Here is a 22,678-nt window from a genome sequence, read left to right as displayed (position 1 = left end):
GGAGTTATGAAAATTAGAAACTTTTTTATTTATTCTATTTTGTATTTAATTATAGTAGGCTTTATTGTAATTGTATTTTTCCATGATTTATTAGCTACTAAAAGAGCTGTTGAAATAAGCGTTTTTAATTATCAAAAAACTTTGGAATTTGAAAACGTAATTTGGGTTGGCTTACCTTTAGCAGTTTATATGGTTTTTGCTTTACTTTATTTTTATTCTTCGTTTTTATCACTACATTTTGCAAAAAAAAGACTAGTAAAAGACGGGAAAAAATTTGAAAATTTCTTAGAAGAATTAGTATTAGAAAAAAACAATAGCTATAAATTTAAAACAAAAGAATTTCAAGAAGCAAGCGAATTAGTAAAATCGCTTTATTATAAACAAGCAGGAGCTTTAGGGGATAAATTAAACAATGCAATAGCAATAAGAGCTATGGTTGAAAACGGAGAAATCTGTGATTTAAAACCTTTTAAGCTAGGAAAAGATAATGAACTTTTCTTAAAAAATGAAGCTAATAAAGCTAAACATGATTTAAACTATGCTTATAATTTACTCAAAAATCAAGATGAAATCAACGATGAAATAAGCCTTAGTGCTTACAATAATTTAATGCTAAACGGACTTTATGCAAATATTAAAACTCTTAAAATCCAAAAAAGCAAAGAAGATGTAAAAATACTTTTAAATAGATTTATAAACGATGATTTAAGTCTAAGCAATGCTGAGCTTGAAGTTTTGATTTTTAGTGTTGATTTTAATGAAAGCGAGTATTTAGATATAGCAAAAGATTTATTTACTAAGCTTGAGCCTGAGAGTATAAAAGGGATTTTTTATAAATTAAAAAATGAAAAAGAATTAGCCTTTAGAGCTTATTTATATTTACTTGCAAAACTTGCATTAATTGATGAATTAATAGAGCAAATTTATAGTAGTGAAGCTAATTTAGAAGATTTTAAACTAATAGTATTTTTAAAAGAACAAGGTAAAACATACGATGTTGACAAACTTATTTGCTAATTCTAAACCTTTAATTTTAGCACCTATGGCAGGTCTTAGCGACCTTGCCTTTAGAAGACTTGTAAAAAAATTTGATTGTGATATTACAATTAGCGAAATGATTAGCTCAAATGCTCTTGTATATGAGAGCGAAAAATCACGCACAATGCTAGAAAAAGATAAAAGCGAAATACCTTTTATAGCCCAAATAGCAGGTTCAAACAAAGAAATAATAAAAAAAGCAGTTGAAATCATAAATAACGAAGAAAACATTCACGGAATTGATTTTAACTGCGGTTGTCCTGTAAATAAAGTAATAAAACAAAACGCAGGTTCAGCACTTTTAAAAGATTTAGATACTTTAAAATCCTTGCTAGATATTATAAAATCAAACAACAAAGTAGGAACTACAAGCGTTAAAATTAGGCTAGGATTTAACGAATGCGAAATAGAAAAAATAATAACAGCTCTAAATGAATTAGAATTAGATTTTATAAGTATTCACGGAAGAACTAGAGCTGGAATGTATAGTGCTAAAGTAAATTACGATGCTATTAAACTAGCAAAATCTTTAGCAAAAACCAAAATCGTAGCAAATGGCGATATATCTTATGAAAATCACAAGGTTGTTTTAGAACATACAAACGCAGATGCTTTAATGATAGGAAGAAATGCCATTGGAAATCCTTGGATTTTCTCAGAAATTAAAGGAAAGTCTAAAGATATAAATAAATGCGAAATTATCTTAACTCATTTTGAATATATGTGTGATTTATATAAAGATTATGCTTGCTCATTATTTAGAAAACACTTGCACGAATATTCAAAAGGTTTAGCAAATGCAAGTGAATTTAGAAATGAAGTAAATCGTATAAATGAGCCTAAAATTATGTTTAATATTATAAAAGAGTTTTTTGATGCAGCAAATTATTAAAAACCTTGATTTAGTTGAGTATTTAGATGAATTATTTGCAATGTTTGCAAGAAGTAAGCCTTTGTTTATTCAAGGCGATACAAACTTGCACCTAGCAAGAATAAATGAATTATGCGAATATGAATTAAAAGACATAAAAAGCGTAAAAGATTTAAGCAATGCTTTAAATCATCTTAGCAAAAAGGGTGTTTTACACCTTGATGAGATTGAAGAGTTTATAAAAATTATAAATTATTTTAAATACTTAGCCCAAATTCCGTTTTCAAATTCCTTTCAAAAATATCTTGAAAAAATCATAATTCCTAAAGAAATTGAAGATATTTTAAAATACTTTAAAGATGATAAATTCGATGAAGATAGCGATGAGAGTTTATTAAATATAAAGGCAAAAATAAAAGAACTAAATCAAAGCATAAGCCAAAGCCTAAGAGCTACAATAAATCAAAAAAACCTTGAAAGTTATTTAATAGATACACAAATTCACTTTATTTTAAATACTGAATGCTTGTTAGTTAGGGGTGGTTTTGCAAAAGTTCTTGAAGCAAATATTATCTCAAGAAGTAGCGGTGGGGGATTTTATGTTGAGCCAAATAATATTTCAAATTATAAGCAAGGCATAAGAAGACTGCAAAACGAAGCAGATGAGAAAAAATACGAATATGCCAAAAAATTCAGCGAAATTTTATCAAAGCACTTATTGTTTTTAAAATTTATAAATAAAGAATTTGATTTAATTGATAGCTATATTGCAAGGGTTAATTTTGCTAAGAAAAAGGATTTAAGCTTTGTTGCTCCAAGCAATGATGAAAAAATAATCTTAAGTGAGTTTTGCCACCCTGCACTAAATAATCCAAAGCCTGTTAGTGTTGAGTTTAACGAACAAGTATTATTAATAACAGGTGTAAATGCTGGTGGAAAATCAATGCTACTTAAAAGCCTAATGGCAGCTAGTTTTATGGCTAAATATTTAGTTCCTATGAGAATTAATGCTAATAAATCAAAAATAAGTGCATTCAAAGAATATATAAGCATTATAGAAGATCCGCAAATGGCAAAAAACGATATATCAACCTTTGCAGGAAGAATGTTAGCTTTTGCAAAAATGAATGGCAAGAAAAACTTCTTATTAGGAGTTGATGAGATTGAATTAGGAACTGATTTTGAAGAAGCAAGTTCGCTATTTTTTACCCTAATTTGTGAGCTTAAAAAACATGGAAAATTAATAATCACAACTCATCACAAAAGACTTGCAATGCTACTTGCTAAAGAAAATGGAGTTAGTCTATTAGCAGCTTTATATGATATTAAAAATGAGCGTCCTAAATATGAGTTTTTAGCTGGAATTGTTGGTAAATCTTATGCTTACGAAACAGCTTTAAGATATGGAATTCCTGCAGGCTTAATTGAGCTTGCCAAAAAAAGCTTTAGTGAAGCTGAGCAGAATATAAACGAAATGCTAAATAAAAACCTAGAGCTAGATGCAAAACTTAAAATGCTAATAGCAAATAATGAAAAAAAAGAAAGCAAACTAAACTCTCTTTTAGAAAACTTAAAAGACAAAGAAAACAAACTTCAAGATGAATACAAAAAAAGAAGAAATGAATTAGAAAACGAATATTTTAAAGCTATAAATGCTGCCAAAAAAACTCTTGATTTTAGCGACTTAAAAGACAAGCAAAGACAAATTAATGCAGCAAATGCACTAAAGCAGCAAATAAAACCTGAAGCCGTTAAAAGAGCTGATTTTAAGGTAGGTGATTTTGTAAAATATGAAAAAATTAAAGGCAAAATCATCGCATTAAACAAAAATATAGCAACCGTGCAAACTGATATGCTACAATTAAAACTTGATATTTCAATGTTAAAAGCAAGTGCTGAAATTCCTAAATCAAATTCTAGCAAAGTTACTTATGAAAAAAACGTAAGTAATGCAAGCGTAAAGCTAGATTTACATGGTTTAAGAAGCGAAGAAGCAATTGATTTGCTTGATAAATTTATTTCAGATTCTTTGATTGCAGGATTTGATGAAGTGATTGTGTATCATGGAATAGGAACAGGTCGTTTAGCAGCAGCTGTTAAAGAATATTTAAAATCAAGCAAAAGCATAAAAAGTTTTAGCGATGCACCTGCAAATGCTGGTGGGTTTGGAGCTAAGATTATAAAATTATAAGGCGTTAATATGGAAGCTAGGGATTTTAAAAAAATAAAAAATGTTTTATATTTATTAGTTAGTGTTTTTTTATTACTTAATCTATATCTTTTTATGGATTCAAGAAATTATGTGAAATTATTTGCAGAAAGCTATCTTCATTCTTTAATGAATAAAGAAAAAACAAAAACCCTACCTGAACTAGATGAATTCACAATAGAAAATGGCAAAATCATTGTAAAAGGCGGAAAAGAGCCAAAATTAAGCGAATTAGAATTGCAAGATTTAATCAAAGATGAAGAGATTTACCAAGCTACAAAACTTAATAAAAATCATTTTGAAATAAAACATTATGAATTACAAGATGGCGTTTATTACGGATTTAGCGATGATTTTTATCTTACTAATTCAAGATTTTATCAACTTTATGTGCCTTTATTTTTAAATGCCTGTTTTTTTATTTTGATGTTTATTTTATATAAACAAAAAAAAGCCATAGAAAATCAATACCAAAGAATAATCTCAACTTATAATAAAAGAATAGAAAAGCTTGAAATTGAAGCTAGTATTGACCCATTAACTCAGCTAAAAAATAAAAGAAGCTTAGAAAAATCAATAATTTTGATGAAAAATCCAAAGCTTTTATTAGTAGATATTGATGAATTTAAAAAGATTAATGATTATTTTGACTCTAATACTGCTGATAATTTATTAAAACATATTGCACTAATAATGAGCGATTTTGCTAGTGATAATGGCTTAGAGGTTTATAGATTAGATGGGGATTTATTCGCACTTTTAGAAGATAGCATAGAAGATGAACAAAGATATGAAGAATTAGTAATTGAACTTATGCAAGAGCTTAAAAATAAAGACTTAAGTATAGAATACAATAATCAAACAGCAAGCATAGTATTAACCATCACAATGGGGCTTTGTTTAGAAAACGAAAATACTCTTAAAAAAGCTTTCATTGCTTTAAAAAGAGCTAAAAAAGATAATAAAAACTTCGTATGTTATTCAAAATTCTTAGATGAAGAAAAAGAATATTTCAATCAATTAAGCACAGCAAAAAGAGTTCAAAGCGCTATTGCAAAAGATGAAATTTTGCCATTTTTTCAACCTATTTTTGATAAAGATAAAAACATATTAAAATTTGAATCTCTTGTAAGAATTGTGAAAAAAACTCCAGAAGGAACGGAAGTTATCACTCCAGGTGCGTTTTTGGCAGTTTCAATTAAAATGAAGCAATATGAAATAATAGAAAACTTCATAATAGAAAAAGTAGTGCAAACTTTAGTTGAGAATAAAGATATAACGCTTACTATAAATCTAGGCGGAAGAGATATGATAGATAGTGCTAAAAATAACAAATTCATAAATCTTTTAAGAAGAACAGGTGTAGCTGAACGCTTAGTTATTGAAGTATTAGAAGATGAAAATGTCTCACAAAATGAAAAAATAAAAGACTTCTTAAAAAGAGCAAAAGAACTAGGCTGTAAAATCGCCATAGATGATTTTGGAAGTGGCTTTAGTAATTTTGCTTATTTATTAGAGCTTATGCCACATTACATAAAAATTGATGGCAGTATTATAAAAAATATCACAAATGATGAAAAAAGCGAAAAAATAGCAAGAACAATTGTGCTATTTTCTAAATCTCTTGGTATTAAAACCGTTGCTGAATTTGTTTGTACTGAAGATATATTTAATAAATGTGTAGAAATTGGTGTTGATGAGTTTCAAGGATTTTATTTAGGAAAACCAAGCCCAACTTTTTCTCAAGAAGAAATTGATTTGGACTTTTATCAATTAAAGGAAAAAGATGCTTAAGAAATTATTTTTAGAACTTTTAAAAGAGCCAAGCGTTACACCAAATGCTTGTAATTGTTATAAAATAACTAAAGAATTTTTAGCTGATTTTAGCGAAGAAATAATTAAAAGAAACGAAACTTCAAATCAAATCTTAAGCAAAACTTTTAATAATAAAGGCTTGCATATTTGCTTTTGCGGTCATATTGATGTAGTCCCTGCTGGAAATGGCTGGGACAGCGAGCCTTTTTGCCCTATTATAAAAGATGATTTAATAATTGCTCGTGGCACTCAAGATATGAAAAGTGGAGTGGCTGCATTTTTGCATGCTATAAAACAATTTAGTCAAAATGATATAAAAAATATAAGAAAAATTAGTGTTATTTTAACAAGCGATGAAGAAGGCGATGGAAAAGACGGCGTTATAATGGTTTTAGATGAACTAAATATTCGCAATGATTTACCTGATATGTGCATAGTTGCAGAGCCAACTTGCGAAAAAGAATTTGGCGATAGTATAAAGGTAGGTCGTAGGGGTAGTATTCACGCAAATATTAAGATATTAGGCACTCAAGGTCATGCGGCATACCCTGCAAAATGTGTAAATCCAGTGCATTTAGGGGCTTCATTTTTATCAAAAATCGCTGGATTTGATTTAGATAATGGTAATGAATTTTTTGAGCCTAGCAAGATTGTAATTACTAATGTAAATGCAGGAATCGGTGCATCTAATGTAACCCCAAGTGAGTTTAAAATAATGCTAAATGTAAGAAACTCACCACTTACAACTAAACAAGATTTAAAGGAATTTTTAGAACAAAATCTAAAGAATTTAAATTATGAATTAGAGATTAATCAAAGCTCAGAGCCATTTTATACGAATGCTAATTCAATTCTAGTTAAAAATCTAAAATTAGCTTTAGAAAATAAAGGCTTTAAAAATCCTAGCCTTAATGCAAAAGGTGGCACAAGCGATGCAAGATTATTTGCAAAATACGGTGTTAATGTTTGTGAGCTTGGAGTTGTTAATGATAAAATCCATGCAATTAATGAAAGCGTGCCATTTAGTGAAGTTTGTGCTTTAAGCGATGTATTTTTAGAATTTTTAAACATTTGCGAAAGGAGTTAAATGTTAATTAATAGTGAAATTGAATTAATCAAAAAAGAATTAAATGATGATTTAGGCAGGGGAGATTTATTTTCACAACTTGAAAACTACGACATTATAAAAGCAAGTTTAAAAGCTAAAAGTGATGGAGTTTTTGCAGGAGAGCCTTATTTTAAAGAGATTTGCAAAATGCAAAATATTGAATATGAATTATTTATAAAAGATGGGCAAAGCTTTAAAAAAGGCGATATTTTAGCAAAGTTTAAAGCACTTAAGACAACTTTATTAATGAGTGAAAGAACCATACTTAATTTTATTCAGCATGCAAGCGGGATTGCTACAAAAGTTGCTTCAATGAAGGCTTTGATTAAAGACTATGATGTGGCTTTGCTTGATACTAGAAAGACAAGACCTGGTTTAAGGGTTTTTGAAAAATACGCAATTCGCTGTGGTGGTGGGCAAAATCATCGCTTAGGTTTAGATGATTGTGTGATGCTAAAAGATACTCATTTAGTTGGCGTAAAAGATTTAAAAGCTTTCATAAAAGAGTTAAGAAGCAAAATCCCTTACTATACTCCAATAGAAATTGAATGCGATACACTTGAGCAAGTAAAAGAGGCTTTTAATGCTAATGTTAATGCGATTTTACTTGATAATATGAGCCCGCAAGAATGTGAAGAAATCGTAAAATTAAGAGATAGTTTAGGTATAAAAGTCATTTTAGAAGCAAGTGGGGATATCAATGAAAACACCATAGTAGAGTATGCTAAAAGCGGAGTTGATGTAGTAAGCTCAGGCTCAAATATTTATAAGGCAACTTGGGTTGATTTTTCTATAAGACTTGGTGAGTAATTATGGCTGATGATGCAGAAAAAACGGAAGAACCCACCGACAAAAAAATAGAAGACGCCAGAAAAGAAGGAAATGTCGCTAAAAGCCAAGATGTTGCAGCACTTGTAACTCTTTGTGTTGGTTTTGGCTTTGCTTTGTTTTGGGTGTATTTTTTGCATGAAAGAATTACAGCTTTATATGTTTATTATCAGAGTTTAATAGGCAGTGAAATTGATAGGAAATTGCTTTACAAAATAGGTATTAAGACCCTACTTGAACTTACTTTAATGGTATTACCACTTGCGATTGCAATTGCGATTGCAGGAGTAATTGCTAATGTAATGCAAATAGGATTTAATTTCACACTTAAACCCATAATGCCTAATTTTGGTAAAATCAATCCATTAAAAGGCATTAAAAATATAATTTCAATGAAGAAATTGGTTGAGCTTGTAAAAATTATCTTAAAAGTTAGCGTAGTTTTTGGCATAGTTGGATATTTTATTTATAGCTTTTTGCCAGGACTTAGCCACTTAGCAATACTTCCATTAATTAAGCAAATGGCATGGTTAAGGGATAAAATCATCATACTTTTTGGAGCTGTTATATGCTCGTTTTTAGTATTTGGAATACTTGATATTTTTATCGTTCGTTTTCAATATTTTAAAGGGCTTAGAATGAGTAAGCAAGAGATAAAAGATGAATACAAGCAAATGGAAGGAGACCCGCAAGTAAAAGCAAAAATTAGGCAAATCCAAATGCAAGCAGCAAGAAATCGTATGATGCAAGATGTCCCTAATGCTGATGTTGTAATTACTAACCCAACCCACTATTCAATCGCACTTGCTTACGATAAAACAAAGCATAAAGCTCCAGTAGTCTTAGCAAAAGGAGTTGATAATATCGCCTTTAAAATAAGAGAAATAGCAAGAGAGCATAATATTCCTATTTATGAGCAAAGAGAATTAGCAAGATCTCTTTATAAGATTTGTGAAGTAGGAGATGAAATACCTGTTGAATTATATAAAGCAACTGCAGAAGTTCTAAGAATTATTGCTAATATGAATAGATAATTTTCAAAGAATTTGAAATATGAATTTCGTTTAATTCCTATTTCAAATTCTTTAGCAAAAATCATTAAAAAGCCCTAATTATTACACTTTGTTTAATTGCTGAAATTACAATTATTTCCTTTAAACATAGTAAAGGAATAGTAATGTTAGATGTAATGCAAATTCAAGAAATTTTACCACATAGACCACCATTTTTATTAGTAGATAAAATAACAGAAATTAATTTAGATGAAGGTTATGTATTAGGCTATAAAAATGTTAGTATAAGTGATCAAGTATTTGCAGGTCATTTTCCAGGACACCCTATTTATCCAGGAGTTTTAATTTTAGAAGGTATGGCTCAAACTGGAGGAATTTTAGCATTCCAAAGTATGAAAGATAGCGTTGATCCTAAGAGCAAAGTAGTTTATTTTACAGGTATGGAAGATGTGAAATTTAAATCACCTGTAAAGCCAGGCGATCAATTAGTTTATAAAATGAGCGTTGTTAAAAATCGTGGAGCTATGTGGGTATTTAGTGGCGAGGCTTATGTAGGTGATACATTATGCACTCAAGCAATTTTAAAAGCAATGATAGTAGATAAATGATTTCAGATTTAGCAGTAATTGAAAATGGTGCAAAAATAGGCAAAAATGTTTGCATAGAGCCTTTTGCATATATAGGAAGTAATGTAGAAATTGGTGATAATTGCATTATTAAAAGTGGTGCAAGAATTTTAGGAAATACAAAAATAGGAAATAATTGCAAGATTTTTTCTTATGCTATTTTAGGAGATATTCCTCAAGATATTTCATATAAAGAAGATGATTTTTCAGCTTTAATTATAGGAGAGAATACTACCATTCGTGAATTTTGCACGATTAATTGCGGAACGCAAAAAGGTGATGGTTATACAAGAGTAGGTAAAAATAACTTTATAATGGCTTATGTTCATATAGCTCATGATTGCACTCTAGCTGATAATATAATCTTAGCAAATAACGTAACTTTAGCAGGTCATGTTGAAGTTGGTTCATTTAGTGTTATTGGCGGACTTACTCCTGTTCATCAGTGGGTTAAAATAGGCGATTATTGTATGCTAGGTGGTGCTTCAGCCTTATCTCAAGATTTACCGCATTTTTGTTTAGCAGAAGGCAATCGTGCCTATGTTAGAAGTCTTAATTTAGTAGGACTTAGAAGACATTTAGATAAAGATAAAATTAATGAAATTAGTGATGCGTTTAGTAAGATTTTTAGAAGTAAAACAGGGCTAATTAGCGATAGAGCAAAAGCTTTATATGAGAGCTCAACTTGTCCTGAAGTATTAAAAATGTGTTCGTTTATATTAAATACTAAGCGTGGAATTCCAACAAAAGGTGATAGAAGTGAGTAATAATATTTGTGGTTTTTGTGGTAAGAGTTATCCATTTGACTTGCTTTCAAATGGTAAAGGTAATACTATTTGTCCTACTTGTGCTAGTGTTATTTTTAAAATGTATGATACAAAAGACAAAGAATTAGCAGTAGAAGACATAGCAGATAGTTTAAAAGACATTAGCTCAAAAGCATTAAAGGCTCATTTAGATAATTATGTAATAGGTCAAGAAAGAGCAAAAAAAGTTCTAAGCGTAAGCGTTCATAATCATTATAAAAGACTTATGAGTAATACAAACGAAAGTGATGTAGAGCTTGCAAAATCAAACGTTTTATTAGTAGGACCAACAGGAAGTGGAAAAACACTTCTAGCTCAAACAATGGCAAAAGCTTTAGATATTCCTATTGCAATATGTGATGCTACAAGCTTAACAGAAGCAGGATATGTTGGAGAAGATGTTGAAAATATCTTAACAAGACTTTTACAAGCAGCTGATTATAATGTTGAGCGTGCAGAATGTGGGATAATCTTTATTGATGAGATTGACAAAATCGCAAGAAAGGGAGAAAATCGCTCAATTACAAGAGATGTAAGTGGCGAAGGCGTTCAGCAAGCATTGCTTAAAATCATTGAAGGAAGCATAGTAAATGTTCCGCCACAAGGTGGTAGAAAACACCCTAATCAAGAGTTCATTCAAGTAGATACTTCAAATATTTTATTTATTTGTGGTGGTGCTTTTGATGGCATTGAAGAGATTTTAAAACAAAAGCAAGGCGAAAATGTAATGGGCTTTGATACAACTAGCGTAAAACTTAGTGAAGATGAGCTTTATTCACACATTGAGCCTGATGATTTAATTAAATTCGGACTTATTCCTGAGCTAGTTGGAAGATTACATGCGATTGCAAGTCTTAACGAAATTAGCGAAGATGATATGGTAAGAATTTTAATTGAGCCAAAAAACTCAATCATCAAACAATATCAAAAGATTTTTGAATTTGATGGGGTAAAACTTGAGTTTGATAAAGAAGCGTTATTAGCAATTGCTAAAAAAGCACTTGATAGAAAAACAGGGGCAAGAGGACTTCGTGGTATTTTAGAGCAATTATTGCTTGATTTAATGTTTGATTTAGACAAATACGAAGGTTATGAAATTATTATAAATAAAGATTTCGTTAATGGCGAAGGCGACGCTGTATTTTTAAAAATTAAGGATAATAAATGATATTAGACCATTTAATAGGACTATTTTCAAGTGATATGGGGATTGATTTAGGAACGGCTAATACTTTAGTATTAGTAAAAGATAAAGGCGTAGTTATTGATGAGCCAAGCGTTGTAGCAGTTCAGCATACAAAATACGGAAAAAGCAAAATCCTAGCAGTTGGTAAAGAAGCTAAAGAAATGTTAGGCAAAACTCCAAGCGATATTCAAGCAATCCGTCCTATGAGAGATGGCGTTATTGCTGATTTTGATATGACTGAGAAAATGATACGCTATTTTATAGAAAAAACTCACAGAAGAAAGAGCTTTTTACGCCCTAGAATATTAATATCAGTTCCTTATGGTCTAACTCAAGTTGAACGCAAAGCTGTAAGAGAAAGTGCTTTAAGTGCAGGTGCTAGAGAAGTTTATTTAGTAGAAGAGCCAATGGCAGCAGCAATCGGAGCAAATCTTCCTGTGCAAGAGCCTGTTGGCTCACTTGTAGTTGATATAGGAGGCGGAACTACTGAAATAGGCGTTATTACATTAGGTGGTCTTCATACAGCAAAAAGTATTAGAACAGCAGGAGATAAGCTAGATAGCTCAATTGTAAATTATGTAAAAGAAAAATATAATCTAATAATAGGCGAAAGAACTAGCGAAGATATAAAAATACAAGTAGGCTCAGCTATTCAACTACCAGAAGAATTAACAATAGTAGTAAAAGGAAAAGACCAAGTAAAAGGACTTTTAAGCAAGGTTGAGCTAAGTAGCGAAGATATTCGTGAAGCTATAAAAGAGCCTTTAAAAGAAATCGCTGATGCACTTAAATTTGTATTAGAAAACACAAAGCCTGAACTTGCAGGCGATATTGTAGAAAATGGTATCGTTTTAACCGGTGGCGGTGCGCTAATTCGTGGAATTGATAAATATTTAAGCGATATAGTAAAATTACCTGTATATGTTGCTGATGAGCCACTTCACGCTGTTGCAAGAGGAACTGGAAAAATATTAGAAGAAATATCATTGCTAAGACAAATAGTAAATGATGAATAAGTTTAAATTATTACTCTTAATTACTGCATTATTTGCAAGTTCATATTATTTAGTAGCTGATGTAAGGAATGCAGTTTTAGGAGTTAATGATTTTTTCTTAAGCAAATTTTTTAACGCATACGATTATACGAGAGAAAAAATTTCAAGATACTTTAATCAAGTAAATCAAATTGAAGAATTAAACCAAGAAAACAAAAGCCTTAAAGAATACAAGATTTTATATGATAATTTATTGCTTGAATACAATAATCTAGCAAGAGCTCACAATCTTAAAAAATATGATTTTGAATTAAATTTAACAAGAGTTTTATCTTATGAAAAAATCGGAAGCTTGACAAAGTTTTGGATGAATTATGAAGATATTAAGCCAAATATTACTTATGGACTTGTTTATGAAAACAACGCCGTTGGCATAATGTTTTCTAATGATAATAGAGCTTATGCTTTAAGTTTAAATGATGATAAATGTGCCTTTTCTGTTATCGTAGGCAAAAGCAAAACTCCAGCGATTTTACAAGGTAGCAAAAACGCAATATATATTAATTTTATTACCGATTATAATGAATTAAATATAGGCGATGAGGTTTATACGAGTGGAAAGGATTTGATTTTTCCTGAAGGCATTTATGTTGGAAAAATAAGCAAAATAATTGATGAAGCAGGTTATAAAAAAGCTATTTTAGAAGACACAAAAACCCTTAGCCCTTATAGATATGTTTATGTAGTTAGTAAAATCTAATTCCTATTTCAAATTCCACGAAATTTTATAAATGTATTTTAAAAATATTTAATAAGAATAATTTAAATTAATTAATTTAATTTATAATGAGATTTTATTTTATTTTAAAGGAAAACTATGAAAAACAATTTTTCTTACACGGGGGGGGGTATTTAAGCTCTCACTAATTGCAAGTTTGTTCATCTCTTCAAACTTATTTGGTGCTACTAGCGTAGTTAATCTTGATGCTATTAATTCATTTGATGCAAAAACTCATAATGGCTTAACAAATCCATTTAGAACAAATCATGATGCGAATTATTTTAAAACCAATCTTACTAATATTAATTCTATTGAATTAAATGCTCCTAATATAAAAGATGCTTATTACAATATTGAAAGTAATCAAAAAGCATTTGATATAAGCTTTAATAATACTTATTTTGATACAAATGCAAGTATTAAAAATAGTAATAAAATCAATATAGACAAATCTTATGGTAATTTAACAATAGAAAATAACAAAAACACCACTATTACTGATAGCTATATATCAACTCTAACTAATAATGGATTAGTAAATGTAACTAATTCTATTATAGACACTATCAACAGCAATGTAAGTAAAGTTACATTGACAAATACTTATGTAGATAAAATATATAGCAATCTTAACACTTTAGCAATTAATTCTAAAATAGGCTCTATTGAGGATAGCACAGTAGCAAGCAATAAAATTGCAGGAGATAAATTTGAAGCCTTAAATAGTGAAATAACGGGTAGAATTTATCAAATAGATGATGTGGTATTAACTGATAGTAAAGTTTCATCTGTTGGTGGAGCTAAGACATTGATTTCTACAAATAGTGATATTTCCCACGCAAGTTTTATCGATGATTTTACTGCCGATAAAGGCATAATTGATACATTAGATAATACAAAAAATATCAATATTAAAGGAACAGCAACTAATAAAATAATTTTAAATAATATTCAGCATATTGATGAAGGCACGATAGATCATGCGATTATTGATAATATTTATTTTACAGGAAGTGATTTTTCTAGTCAAAATCCTAAATTTGTAACAATATCAAATTCTTTAATTAAAGCTTCAAATAATCTTTTAGATAATAGTGCAAATAATTTAAAATTACATAATACTGATGTTCAAGGTGTTATGACTAATTATTTTAATTTAGAAGCTTATGCAAGCAAATTTAAAAACAGTATTAATACTAGGTCTTTAATACTTAAAGCAGATACAAGTGGTAAAAAAAGCGAGTTTAATTCATCAAATACAATTAGAACTAAAAAATATGAGATTGATAGCCTTGATACAGGCAAAGATTACAATACAAGTGGAAGTATTATAGGTGAAGGTAGTATTAGTAATTCTTTAATCAATATGCAAATATCAGGCTTTAGTGATGAAGATTTATTTTCAGATAAATATTTAAATGAACCAATTATAACAGCTGCTACTTTTTATGGTTCTTTAGATAATAGCAGTGTAACATTAGATAATGTAGTAGCTACAAATAATGCTAGAGCAGGAATTTTAAACATAAACAATTCAAAAATCGCAAAAAGAGTTCTAGCAAACAATCTTACATCAAATAACACAGCTTATTATCTAGGAGCAAACAAAGAAAGCTACACAGGTGCAATAATCTCAAGAGAAAGCACAAGTGGTGCAAACAATGAATTAGTATTGCTTAATGTTATGAGCGATAATAAGCTTGATACAAGTAAAATAAACGCAAACCTACCTTTAGCAATACTTAAAAAAGGAACAGGAACAGCAGAATTAGCAACTTTTTTTAAAGATTATAAGATTAGCGATGGCATAAGTGATTATGTGATTAATAATGATTATATAGCTAGTGCAATGCTAGGGGATTATTTAACCTATGCAATCACTACTACAAAAAATGGCAAAGTAAGTGATACAGGGCTTAACGCAGACAATATTGCTAGCATTGCAAATGGCGATAAAACAAGTGCTTTAGGTAAATTAGTAAATCAAAGTTCAAGCGATATGGATAGTGAAGTATTAGATTCATATTTAAATAATCTTGCAAATAGCAATTATGTATCAAATACTACAGATGAAACTCCAAATCAGCCTGATACAAATAATCCAGACACAGGTATAACTAACCCTGAAAACCCAAGTAATCCAGATACAGGCGTAACAAATCCTGATAATAAACCAGATAACAAACCTAATACAGGTATAACTACTCCAAGTGATAAAAACCAAATAGCAGATGATTTTATAAAAGATATAAAAATCAACAAAAAAGCTAAAGCACAAGCTCAAGTTATTTCAAATGGAATAAAACTAATCAATACTTTTGCTTGGAATAATATGAATAAAAGATTAGGCGAAATTAGAGGCTTGGATAAAGAATTAGGCGTTTGGGCTAGAGCTTATTATACAAATGCAAGTATAGATGATGTGAAGCTTAATTCAACTGAAGTTCAATTTGGAGCTGATAAAGCTAATGATTTTGCAGATGGCAAGGTAATTACAGGAATTATGGCTAATGTTTCTACTTCTAAATCTAGCGATGTTTTAAAGAGTGATAATTACGGATTTGGTTTATACGCAAGTTATATTTCAAACGATGATTTATATGCAGATTTAGTAATTAAAGCAAATCATTATAAAATTAAATATAATTCAGAACTTTTAAAAGATTTAAAAGATAGCAAGACAGGATTTATTGCTAGCGTTGAGCTTGGTAAAAGATTTGATTTAAATAGATTTTATGTTGAGCCTAGCATAGAAGCGATATTTGATTATACACCTAAAACTAACTTAGAAAATAATGCTATAAGCATTACAAGTAAGGCTAATTCTAATTTACATCTTAAACCTGCGATATTCTCAGGATTTAAAGTAAATGATAATGCTAATTTAAGACTAGGTGCTGGTTATATTATAGATGTTAATAAGCCAAGTGATACTAAAATAATCGCAAAATCAAGCAAAGCAAGTGAGATAATAGAAGGTAAAAGAGATAATAAATTTTATTTAAACCTAACAGGCGATTATAAGTTTAATGATAATTTGAGATTAAACCTAGGTTATGAAAGAACTTTCGGAGCTGATTTAAATATAGATAATCAAATCAATGCAGTTATAAGATATAGCTTCTAAAACTATCCCCTAATTAATTTAGGGGATTTTCTAATTCCTATTTCAAATTCTATGAAATTTTTATAAAATTTAACGAAATATTGCAGTTAAAATAGAAACAATTGTTCCAAATACTAAAAAGCTCATTATTAATTCTACAACTATTAATACCACAACTCCTATAATATTAGGAGCGCATAAATTATCAGTTTCTAAACCTAAATCTAAATTATGTAAGAATTTTTTGATTAAAAAATAATAATGTAGCTTACCAAATACAAAAATACTACCAGCCACTAATATTATTGATAAAAAAATCGTAACAGAAGCCATTGCAGTAATCATTCCAAAGGCAATGCTAATAAACCAAGCTATCCAAAGTCTTCTATATACAAAAGAAAGTTGAGTAAAAACACCGCTTACCCAGTTGAATGGAAATTGCATAAAATCATAAACTAAAACCTTATCTTGCTTATGACCTGATAATAATAAATTTGTCATTACCATAACATTTTGCGTTTGTTCAGGTTCTGCTAAAAATTTAGCTACTTTTTGTCTTAAAGCATTTTCATCTTTTAATAAATCGCATGATTTATCACTTAAATAAATATTCATAAATCTCCTTTTAAAAATAAAATGCTATATAATACCCCCCCCATTCTTAAAATAAGCTTAAAATAATTACTCTTATAAGTGATTTTTTAATGAATAAAAATTACGATTTAATACAAAATAATGATACAATTAAGCACTTTTTTAGGGGAGCGAAAGCTGAGAGTAGGCGTAATAGTCTTGACCCTTTGAACCTGTTTGGGTAATGCCAGCGTAGGGAGATACAAATTTTTATCCTTTATTAGCATTCCCATAAATTTATTTTATGGAGAGTTTTATGTATGAAATTATTATGCAAAATACAAGAAATTGTAAAACTTTAGTAGAAAGTATTACAAATTATGTAACTATAAACGACTCAGCAAACGCTATTTTAGCCCTTGGTGGCTCACCTATTATGGGAGATTTTTATGAAGAAGTCGGCGAAATTGTTGCAATTAGTAATGCAGTTTTGCTAAATATCGGGCAGTTAAATGAAAATCTAATAAAAGCCCATAAAAATGCAGCCTTAAAGGCAAATGAATTAAACATTCCAATAGTTTTTGACCCCGTTGCAGCAGGAGTTAGTAATGCAAGAAATAATTTATGTGAATATTTAATGCAAAATATAAAATTTTGCGTAATTAAAGGCAATGCCAGTGAAATAAATTACCTAGTAAATAAGACATTAAATACAAGTGGTTGTGATAGTAGTGATGAAATAAATCCAAATGATTTAGAAAAATATATTGATTTTGCCAAAAAACATAAAACAATTCTAGTAATCACAGGTAAAAATGATTTTATTATCAGCAAAACAAATGTTTTTATGCTAAGCAATGGCTCAGTATTGCAGACAAAAATCACAGGTGCAGGTTGTATGCTAGGAAATATCTTAGCAGTTTTTGTGGGTGCAAATGATGATAAATTAAACGCCGTAATCACAGGCATAAGCGCATTTAACATAAGCGCTGAAATAGCTGAAACTAAAGCAAATGGCACTATGTCATTTAGAACGCACTTAATTGATGAATTAAGCAAAATTGATGGAACTACCATAAAAGAAAGGATAAAAATTGAAAAGCTTAGATGAGATTTTAAGATTTTATGCAATTAGTGATGATGGATACATTAAAGAAGATGAATTATTAGATATTTGTGAGATTTTATTTGATTATGTAACTTGCTTTCAAGTAAGAAATAAGGCAAAAAATTATAGCCTTGATACGCTTTTAAAATTAAAAAATCTTAGTGAAATAAAAAAAGTAGCTTTAATAATAAATGATGATTTAGACCTTGCAATTAAGCTAAATGCTGATGGCATTCATCTAGGACAAAGCGATATAAACATAAATCTAAAAATACCAAAAAATATGTTTTTAGGAATAAGTGCAAGTAATTATGAAGAAGCGTTAAAAGGCTTAAAATTAGGGGCGAATTATCTAGGCATAGGATCAATTTATGAGAGCAATACTAAAAAAGATGCAAAAATGTTAAGCAAAAATGACCTAAGAAAAATAATGCAAGAAATAAACATTCCTAAAGTTGCAATAGGAGGATTAAATTATCAAAATATAGATAATTTAAAAGAATTTAAAATAAAAAATATAGCTTGTATAAGTGCGATTTATGAAAATCAAAATTATAAAGCAAATTGCGAAAAACTATGGAAAAAGATTTCTCTTTTATAATTGACCTTGATGGCGTAATTATTGATAGCATTGGCTTTTGGCAAGAATTAGCAAATGGATATAATTTAGATGATTTAAGTTTTTATGATGGGCTTAAAAAAATTGATGAATTAAACAAAACTAAATTAAGTAAAAAAATCATTAAAACTTGCATTGATTTTTATAGCGAAGAAGCTAATTTATGTATAGGTGTAAATGAGTTTTTAGCCAAATTTAAAGCTTATAAAAAGTGTATTTATACAGCTAGTCCATTTGCAAAACTTGTTTTAAAAAGATTTAATATTTTAGATGAATTTGCTTTCATTCAAGATGAAAGAAAATATTTAAAAACTACTCAAATAGCTTTAAAAACTTGCATGAATAAGCTAAATACTAATAAATTTATTTTAATTGATGATAGCCTTAAAATAATTGATTTAGCTAATAAAAACGATATTTTTAGCGTTGGAATAAATTGCGAAAATGCAAAAATAAACATTAAAAACATAGGAGAATTAAATGAAAAAGATATTAAGCATAGCTGGAAGTGATAGTTCAGGCGGAGCAGGAATTCAAGCTGATATAAAGACAATTCAAGCTCATAAAATGTATGCAATGAGTGTAATTACAGCCCTAACTGCTCAAAATACTAGCGGGGTTTTTGGCGTTTTAAGGGTTAATGCAGATTTTATAAAAGCTCAAATTAAAGCTTGTTTTGATGAATGTAAGATAGATTTTATAAAAATCGGAATGCTTTATGATGAAGAAATTATAAATTGTGTTAAAAACACCCTTTTAGGTTACAAAAAAATAGTGTTAGATCCGGTAATGGTGGCTACAAGTGGTGCAAGATTACTTGATGAAAAGGCGATTAATGCTATAAAAGATTTTGCAAAAAATGTTTATTTAATTACTCCAAATTTATTTGAAGCTGAAGTTTTATTAGGAGAAAAAATCACAAATGAAAAAGATGCAATAAATGCAGCAAAAAGTTTAGAAAAAGCTCTAAAATGCAAGGTTTTATTAAAAGGTGGGCATTTAAATGCGAGTGATTTTTTAAGCGAAAATGGTGAAATTACTATTTTTAAAAGCAAAAAAATAAAAAATATCACAACTCACGGCACGGGTTGCACTCTAAGCTCGGCAATTGCTTGTAATTTGGCTTTAAATGAAGATGTTAAAATAGCTTGTAAAAATGCAAAAGATTATGTAAGCAATGCCTTAAAAAATAGTTTTTCTTTTAATTCTAAAGTAAGATTATTAAGGCATTTATAAAAAAATTAAATTCCTATTTCAAATTCTAGAAATAAATTTATAACTACTATATTTGAAAGGAATTTTATATATTTCTTGAAACAACTCATCATTTAAGATATTTTTGCCACTTTTTAATATTTTTTTATCATGCAAAATTATAGTATTAAAATCTATTGCGTTTAATGGATTGTGAGTGCTAAAAAATATACATTTATCAAGCTTTTTAAATATTTCTAAAAGTAAATATTCTTTTGATAAATCTAAAAACGCCATAGGCTCATCAAAAATTAAAATTTCGCAATCTTTTGCTAAAGCACTTGCAATTAAACTTATTTTTTGCTCTCCACCTGAAATTGCATTAAAAGGCTTATTTAATAAATGAGTTATATTTAGCATACTAGCAACTTGCTCTATTACTAAATCATCGGTTTTAGTATTTTTATGAAAATATTTTCCTTTTGCAAATGCAAAAAAACTAATGATTTCTTTAACACTGAAATCAAAATAAATTGAAGTATTTTGTGGGATAAATGCGATTTTACTTGCTCTTTCTTTAATGCTTAAATTTTTTAAATTTACGGATTTAAATTCTATTAATCCTAAGTATGCTAATTGCTGCATAATGCACTTAAAAAGTGTGCTTTTACCAGCTCCATTTAAGCCTAATAAAACATTAATTTTATCATCAAGCTTAAAACTAATATCATCTAGAATAATTCTATCTTTTATTTTATAGCTTAAATTTTTAATCTCTAGCATAAAAATCCTTTTTATAAAATAAAACAAAAATTAAAGGTAAAGCTATGATTGAGCTAAGAACTCCTAGTGGAATTTCACTTGCACTAAGACTTCTTGCAAAATTATCAATTATTATTAGATAAATAGCACCAAAACTAATGCTTAAAGGCATTAATTTATTAAAATTACTCCCCACAAGCATTCTTGCAACCTGAGGCAAAATCACACCAACCCAAGCAATAATTCCACTTAAACTAACACTGATTGCACATAAAATCGCACAAAAAACTATAAGAATAATCCTATCAAATCTAGCATTAACCCCAAAACCAGCAGCTAAAGTATCATCAAGCGATAAGACATTTAATCTATTTTTATAAAGCAATAAAACAAAAAGGCTTATTAAATAAAATGGCAAAATATAAATTATTTTTTCCAAACTTACTCCACTTAAAGTGCCAAGTAACCAAAATACAATTTGTGGTAATTTTTCAAATGGGTCAGCTAAAAATTTTAAAAGTGCTATTAAAGACTGAAAAAATGCAGATACCAAAACTCCAGCTAAAATTAAAGAATTATGATTATTTTTAGCTAAAAATAAACTCGCAAGAACGCTAATTACGGCAAAAATAATAGAAATAAAACTTATAAAAAAGCTACTTAATCCTAATAAAATCGCTACACTTGCACCAAAACCAGCACCACTTGAAAGCCCTAATGTATAAGGACTTGCAAGGGTGTTTTTAAATAAAGCTTGAAAAATAGCCCCACTAAGGCTAAGTGCAATTCCAACCAAAATAGCAGCACTAATTCTAATAGCTCTTAAAACAAAAATAGAATAATCAAGGCTACTTGTATCGCTTAATTTAGAATAATCAATTTTGTAATTGCCAATATTAAGTGATATAAATATTAAAATTAAAAGCGTTAAAAAACTTAAAACATTAATATTCAAAATCTTTTTCATTAAAATCTATTCCATAAAATCTTTTATAAAATTCTTTAGCTCTTTTTAAAACATAATCTTTACTAATTAAATTTGGATAAAACTTATAAGCCAACCAAAGTTCTCCTAAAGCAAATGAATCAGTGCTAGGATTTCCCCAAGGCTTAGTCCAGTATGGAGCTAGAATGATTTTTTTATCTTTATAAGCTTTTAGATTTTTATATTGCGTACTTTGCATTATTTCATCATAAACATTTTTATATCTATCTTGAACTATTATAACGTCAGGATTAAGACTAGCTAACATTTCATAAGTATATGGTTTGTAGCCTTGAATATGCTTTGCTGCTACATTTATTGCACCTGCATTTAGTAATTGAACGCCTACATATTTATCGTTTCCGTAAGTTTTATAACCTTCATTTGCTACGAAAACTTTAATTCTATCTTCATCTTTAATAGCATTTAAATGCCCTTTTACATAGCTTCTACTTTCTTTTATAAAATCAGCTATTTCTTTTGCAACTTTTTCTTTACCACTTAAAGTGCTAAGAATCTCTAAAGCTTCGTAAAGTCCATCGGTATATGCTTTATTTGCATCTTTTAAAATAGGATTTTGAGCTTCTTTTTGTAACCCTTCACTTCTTAATGAAATTACAGCAGTTTTTATACCTAAGGCATTTAGTTGCTTTAATTGTTCTTTATTTGCTTGAGATGCAGATATTACAATATCAGGTTTTAATTTTGCAATTTCTTCAATATTATAAGTTACTAAATCGCCAACCTTAGGTAAATTATCAATGTTTGGAGCAATTGTTTTTATATATTCTCCTAAATCTTTTACTATGTTTTTTTCAGTTGCCACTACTAAATCAAGTGCTTTTAACTGGGCTAAAATATCAAAAGAATGATGTTGCATAACAACCATTTTTTTAACAGGGACTTCAATGCTTACAGGATTACTTGCTTGGTCAATAAATTCATAAACCTTAGCATTTAAACTAATAATAAAGGCGATTAATAGCCAAAACTTTTTCATAATTTCTCCTTTTATATAATTTTTTATATAAAAGAATAGTTATATAAAATTAATA

At 28.8% G+C, this 22,678-nt stretch carries 21 protein-coding genes and 1 riboswitch; of the genes, 17 read left to right on the top strand and 4 right to left on the bottom strand.

The annotated features are described in order from the left end of the window. Positions 1-6: 6 nt before the first annotated feature. From AC1B00_RS04760 to AC1B00_RS04700, 13 genes are all read left to right on the top strand, one after another. Positions 7-1,017, top strand: coding sequence for a hypothetical protein (locus tag AC1B00_RS04760; RefSeq protein WP_488848405.1), 1,011 nt, complete (start codon positions 7-9; stop codon positions 1,015-1,017). Next, the gene (locus tag AC1B00_RS04755) at positions 995-1,930 is read left to right on the top strand and encodes a tRNA dihydrouridine synthase (protein ID WP_488848403.1); all 936 of its coding nucleotides are present in this window, start codon (positions 995-997) and stop codon (positions 1,928-1,930) included. The genes AC1B00_RS04760 and AC1B00_RS04755 overlap by 23 nt, the downstream gene beginning before the upstream one ends. Further along, entirely contained in the window at positions 1,914-4,100 is a 2,187-nt protein-coding gene (locus AC1B00_RS04750; RefSeq protein ID WP_488848401.1) for an endonuclease MutS2, read from the top strand. The genes AC1B00_RS04755 and AC1B00_RS04750 overlap by 17 nt, the downstream gene beginning before the upstream one ends. 9 nt (positions 4,101-4,109) lie before the next feature. Beyond that, positions 4,110-5,912, top strand: coding sequence for an EAL domain-containing protein (locus tag AC1B00_RS04745; protein WP_488848399.1), 1,803 nt, complete (start codon positions 4,110-4,112; stop codon positions 5,910-5,912). Then, the gene (gene dapE / locus AC1B00_RS04740; protein ID WP_488848398.1) at positions 5,905-7,020 is read left to right on the top strand and encodes a succinyl-diaminopimelate desuccinylase; all 1,116 of its coding nucleotides are present in this window, start codon (positions 5,905-5,907) and stop codon (positions 7,018-7,020) included. The genes AC1B00_RS04745 and dapE overlap by 8 nt, the downstream gene beginning before the upstream one ends. After that, positions 7,021-7,851, top strand: coding sequence for a carboxylating nicotinate-nucleotide diphosphorylase (nadC, locus tag AC1B00_RS04735; protein WP_488848396.1), 831 nt, complete (start codon positions 7,021-7,023; stop codon positions 7,849-7,851). Continuing rightward, positions 7,851-8,903: a flagellar biosynthesis protein FlhB gene (gene flhB, locus AC1B00_RS04730; RefSeq protein ID WP_488848468.1), complete on the top strand. Its 1,053-nt coding sequence runs from the start codon at positions 7,851-7,853 to the stop codon at positions 8,901-8,903. Before nadC ends, flhB begins: the two co-directional genes overlap by 1 nt. A 143-nt stretch (positions 8,904-9,046) precedes the next feature. Beyond that, positions 9,047-9,490, top strand: coding sequence for a 3-hydroxyacyl-ACP dehydratase FabZ (fabZ, locus tag AC1B00_RS04725; RefSeq protein WP_239817379.1), 444 nt, complete (start codon positions 9,047-9,049; stop codon positions 9,488-9,490). Continuing rightward, positions 9,487-10,275: an acyl-ACP--UDP-N-acetylglucosamine O-acyltransferase gene (gene lpxA / locus AC1B00_RS04720; RefSeq protein ID WP_239817380.1), complete on the top strand. Its 789-nt coding sequence runs from the start codon at positions 9,487-9,489 to the stop codon at positions 10,273-10,275. The genes fabZ and lpxA overlap by 4 nt, the downstream gene beginning before the upstream one ends. Continuing rightward, entirely contained in the window at positions 10,268-11,482 is a 1,215-nt protein-coding gene (gene clpX / locus AC1B00_RS04715; protein ID WP_239817381.1) for an ATP-dependent Clp protease ATP-binding subunit ClpX, read from the top strand. The genes lpxA and clpX overlap by 8 nt, the downstream gene beginning before the upstream one ends. Further along, the gene (locus AC1B00_RS04710) at positions 11,479-12,516 is read left to right on the top strand and encodes a rod shape-determining protein (RefSeq protein WP_239817382.1); all 1,038 of its coding nucleotides are present in this window, start codon (positions 11,479-11,481) and stop codon (positions 12,514-12,516) included. Before clpX ends, AC1B00_RS04710 begins: the two co-directional genes overlap by 4 nt. Then, positions 12,509-13,255 carry a rod shape-determining protein MreC gene (locus tag AC1B00_RS04705; protein ID WP_239817383.1) on the top strand — a complete coding sequence of 249 codons (747 nt, stop codon included), beginning with the start codon at positions 12,509-12,511 and terminating at the stop codon, positions 13,253-13,255. The genes AC1B00_RS04710 and AC1B00_RS04705 overlap by 8 nt, the downstream gene beginning before the upstream one ends. A gap of 175 nt (positions 13,256-13,430) precedes the next feature. Then, positions 13,431-16,403 (top strand): autotransporter outer membrane beta-barrel domain-containing protein, encoded by a 2,973-nt coding sequence (locus AC1B00_RS04700; protein ID WP_488848392.1) that lies wholly within the window; start codon positions 13,431-13,433, stop codon positions 16,401-16,403. A 69-nt stretch (positions 16,404-16,472) separates the two neighbouring features. Here the strand turns inward: AC1B00_RS04700 and AC1B00_RS04695 are convergent, their stop codons facing one another. Beyond that, the gene (locus AC1B00_RS04695) at positions 16,473-16,997 is read right to left on the bottom strand and encodes a hypothetical protein (protein WP_488848390.1); all 525 of its coding nucleotides are present in this window, start codon (positions 16,995-16,997) and stop codon (positions 16,473-16,475) included. A gap of 133 nt (positions 16,998-17,130) precedes the next feature. Continuing rightward, positions 17,131-17,231: riboswitch (TPP riboswitch) on the top strand. Positions 17,232-17,271: 40 nt separating this feature from the next. Here AC1B00_RS04695 and thiM point away from each other — a divergent pair. From thiM to thiD, 4 genes are read left to right on the top strand one after another with little or no spacing between them, the layout of a single operon-like run. Then, a complete protein-coding gene (gene thiM, locus AC1B00_RS04690; protein ID WP_488848389.1) occupies positions 17,272-18,066 on the top strand; it encodes a hydroxyethylthiazole kinase in 795 nt (264 codons plus the stop codon). Beyond that, positions 18,050-18,664, top strand: a complete 615-nt coding sequence (locus AC1B00_RS04685; RefSeq protein WP_488848388.1) for a thiamine phosphate synthase — start codon at positions 18,050-18,052, stop codon at positions 18,662-18,664. Before thiM ends, AC1B00_RS04685 begins: the two co-directional genes overlap by 17 nt. Beyond that, complete coding sequence (locus AC1B00_RS04680; protein WP_488848386.1) at positions 18,640-19,194, top strand: beta-phosphoglucomutase; 555 nt, start codon at positions 18,640-18,642, stop codon at positions 19,192-19,194. The genes AC1B00_RS04685 and AC1B00_RS04680 overlap by 25 nt, the downstream gene beginning before the upstream one ends. After that, on the top strand, positions 19,163-19,918 hold the full coding sequence (gene thiD / locus AC1B00_RS04675; protein WP_488848384.1) for a bifunctional hydroxymethylpyrimidine kinase/phosphomethylpyrimidine kinase: 756 nt from the start codon (positions 19,163-19,165) through the stop codon (positions 19,916-19,918). Before AC1B00_RS04680 ends, thiD begins: the two co-directional genes overlap by 32 nt. Before the next feature lie 18 nt (positions 19,919-19,936). On the opposite strand, the gene AC1B00_RS04670 is transcribed toward thiD, so the two are convergent. From AC1B00_RS04670 to AC1B00_RS04660, 3 genes are read right to left on the bottom strand one after another with little or no spacing between them, the layout of a single operon-like run. Beyond that, complete coding sequence (locus AC1B00_RS04670; protein ID WP_488848382.1) at positions 19,937-20,659, bottom strand: ABC transporter ATP-binding protein; 723 nt, start codon at positions 20,657-20,659, stop codon at positions 19,937-19,939. Next, positions 20,646-21,605: a FecCD family ABC transporter permease gene (locus AC1B00_RS04665; protein ID WP_488848379.1), complete on the bottom strand. Its 960-nt coding sequence runs from the start codon at positions 21,603-21,605 to the stop codon at positions 20,646-20,648. The genes AC1B00_RS04670 and AC1B00_RS04665 overlap by 14 nt, the downstream gene beginning before the upstream one ends. After that, entirely contained in the window at positions 21,583-22,623 is a 1,041-nt protein-coding gene (locus AC1B00_RS04660; RefSeq protein WP_488848377.1) for an ABC transporter substrate-binding protein, read from the bottom strand. The genes AC1B00_RS04665 and AC1B00_RS04660 overlap by 23 nt, the downstream gene beginning before the upstream one ends. Between the last annotated feature and the right edge of the window lie 55 nt (positions 22,624-22,678).

This window comes from Campylobacter sp. DY7, from assembly GCF_057802535.1.
The sequence above is the reverse complement of the archived record's forward strand: the minus strand, read 5'-3'. Positions and strand labels throughout refer to the sequence as shown.